At 54.5% G+C, this 2,662-nt stretch carries 2 protein-coding genes; both read left to right on the top strand.

The features are described from left to right. Positions 1-101 precede the first annotated feature (101 nt). Positions 102-500, top strand: coding sequence for a phage tail assembly protein (locus J8X26_RS26595; RefSeq protein WP_208952531.1), 399 nt, complete (start codon positions 102-104; stop codon positions 498-500). A 140-nt stretch (positions 501-640) separates the two neighbouring features. Beyond that, a partial coding sequence (locus J8X26_RS26590; protein ID WP_208952530.1) for a phage tail tape measure protein occupies positions 641-2,662 on the top strand: 2,022 nt, incomplete at its 3' end.

The raw sequence follows: 2,662 nt of genomic DNA, 5'->3' as shown, positions 1-2,662 counted from the left end.
CACCGTCCAGACCGTGGGCGACCAGTACAACGTGGATAACGAAGCACGGGTGAGCATCACCGGCTTTGCACTTAACCGCATTACCGAATGAGCAGGAAATAATGATGACCGGAAAGACTAAAAACACCAAAACCATAGCAGGCATACTGGACTTTGGCATCGAATACCAGGGCGCAATCCATAAGGATTTTGTGTTGCGTCAGCAGACTGTGGGGGATGAGATCGACGCTGCAGAAGCGGATGCGCCAGACTCTGCGTATGGTGCCGTATTGATGGCCATGTGCCTGGATTCTCTGGGCACCATCCCGAAAGATGACCTCACTTATCAGCTCATCCGCGGATTATCCAGCGATGATTATATTCTCCTGCAGCAAAAACGCGCCGAGCTGAAAAAAAAGTTGAAAGATATGAACGCAAATACCGGGATTTTGGTGTCACCTGCGTCAGACTCCGAAAATACGGGTACACCGAAGAAGATGTCCGCGCCTTTAGTGCTGTAGAACTGGCGGCAAAGCTCGATGCGGTACTCCGCATCGAGAACCCCAAAGCCTGGCAAAAACAGCAGGCTGGCGAAAACCGCACCTACGTCAGCGCTCGCCGTAAAACTCCCTCATATCGAAAACACCGCAGGACATAACGCATGGCTGGCCCGTTTGAGACGCAATTCGGCATTGGCGTTAACGATAATGCCACCCCTAAAATTCGCGGTATTAAGGAAGAACTGAAACGCATGCAGCAGGCGCGTGAGCAACTGGGCATGCGCAGTGAGCGAACTATCCAGCGCGAAATTGATCGCACGGCGGCGGCGTATCTTCGCCTGGCGCGTTCGGGGACATTATCTGCCAGCGAACAGGCCCGCGCCTTTGACAAGATGACGTCAAACATTGAGCGCCTGAATCGTGAAATGGGTGCAATGGAACGCCAGCAGGAGAAGATTTTTCGCCCGCAGCGTAATGCTGCTCAGGAAGCACGGGAAACGCTGGGTATCCGCAGTGAACGTAACATTCAGCGCGAAATCGCCCAGACCATCGCTGCCTACAATCGCCTTGAGCGTTCCGGCGTCATGTCGGCCAATGAGCAGGCCCGCGCCTATGAGAAAATGACCAGCACGGTCGGGAAGTTACGCCGCGAACTCGGTGAAACAGAACGCACCCAAAGCCGCATGACCACCACCTTTAAAACCATTGGGGCTGTAGGTGGTTTTATTGCCGGTGCAGGAATGGCCCTACGCAAGCCGATCACTGATGCAGCGTCCTACGATGCCGCACTGCGTAACCAGGCAAACTTTGCATACAGCGGCAGCGACCTGGCCGGACGCGAAAACGGGATGAAGCGCATTGACCAGGTTATCAAAGACTCAGTAAGTTCCAGTGGTGCCAGCGGGGATGAAGCGTTTTCCGGGCTTGAAACTATGATGCGCTCTGGCGTGATGAGCCGCGAACAAGCGTATAAATTCCTGCCTAATGTCTTGCGTAATGCCGTTGCTACCGGTGCTGATGCTGCTTCTGTGGCTAACACGCAGGGCAGCGCAGTTAATTTCGGTCTCGATGATAAAGACGCGCCCGCTGCACTGAGCGTTCTGACCACAATGGCACAGCATGGCCGTATCGATGTGCCGACCCTGGCCCGCGAGATGCCTCGTGGGCTGGAGGCGGGTAAGTCTGCCGGTTTTCACGGTCAGCGCGGCTTCTCCCAACTTGCTGCCTTCTTCGAAGCCTCAGCCATCGGAGCCAAAGACCCGCAGGACGCCGCGACAAATGCCAATGATTTCCTTGCTGAACTGACATCCAGCAACCTGACCAACAATGCCAAACGTATCAAAATTGGCGGCAAGGGCATCGACATTAAAACCATGATGCGCAAAGACCTGGCTAAGGGACTGACGCCGCTGGATACGGTAACAAATGTCATCGGAAAACTGGACAATAGCGACCCACTTTATCAGAAGTACCAAAAGCAACTGACCAACGCCACAGACCCTGCCGACCGTGAGAAACTGAATGCGCAAATCATGCAGATCCACGGTCAGCATATTTCACAGTTATTCCCGAACCAGCAGGCGCGAAATGCCTACATTAACTTTGACCGTAACCGCGATGTGTTTGGTGGTCTGACAAACGAAGGTGTTAACCAGTTTGGCCTGCCAGACGGTCAGCGCTCTGCCGACCAGGATTTCGACTTGGTCAGCGCGGGTTCTAAATGGAAATCGGATCGTGGTGATCATGTTAATGAGCTAACCAGCGACAGTGCTTTAGGCGGTGCGGCAGGTATCTGGGGCGACCTGAAAAATGAGATTGCCGACCTCGAGAAGCAATTCCCTGTGCTTGGTGAGGCAGTTTCTGGCACCACCACTGCCTTTAAGGGGCTGCTGAGTGGTTTGGGTGGGAGCGTTATTGGTGGTGCAGCAGGCGGCTGGGGATGGGGTAAGATCAAAGGCTGGCTTAGTAAGGGCGGCTCCGTCGTTGAAGACGGTATCGGTACGGCTGAAGATATTGTAGGCGGCGCAGCGGGTAAACCTGGCTTGTTTGGCCGGATGGGTTCATGGCTGGCTGGTGGCGGTAAACGCCTGGTTTCGGGCGGAGCTGATGTGCTTTCAGACGGGCTTATTGATAACCCTGTAACGCTCGCCCTTGCCGGGCTGATTTACCCTTCCGATACGGTC

It is taken from the genome of Rahnella sp. ChDrAdgB13 (assembly GCF_017655185.1).
GTDB classification, from domain to species: domain Bacteria; phylum Pseudomonadota; class Gammaproteobacteria; order Enterobacterales; family Enterobacteriaceae; genus Rahnella; species Rahnella contaminans.
This window is presented reverse-complemented; position numbering and strand designations above follow the sequence as displayed.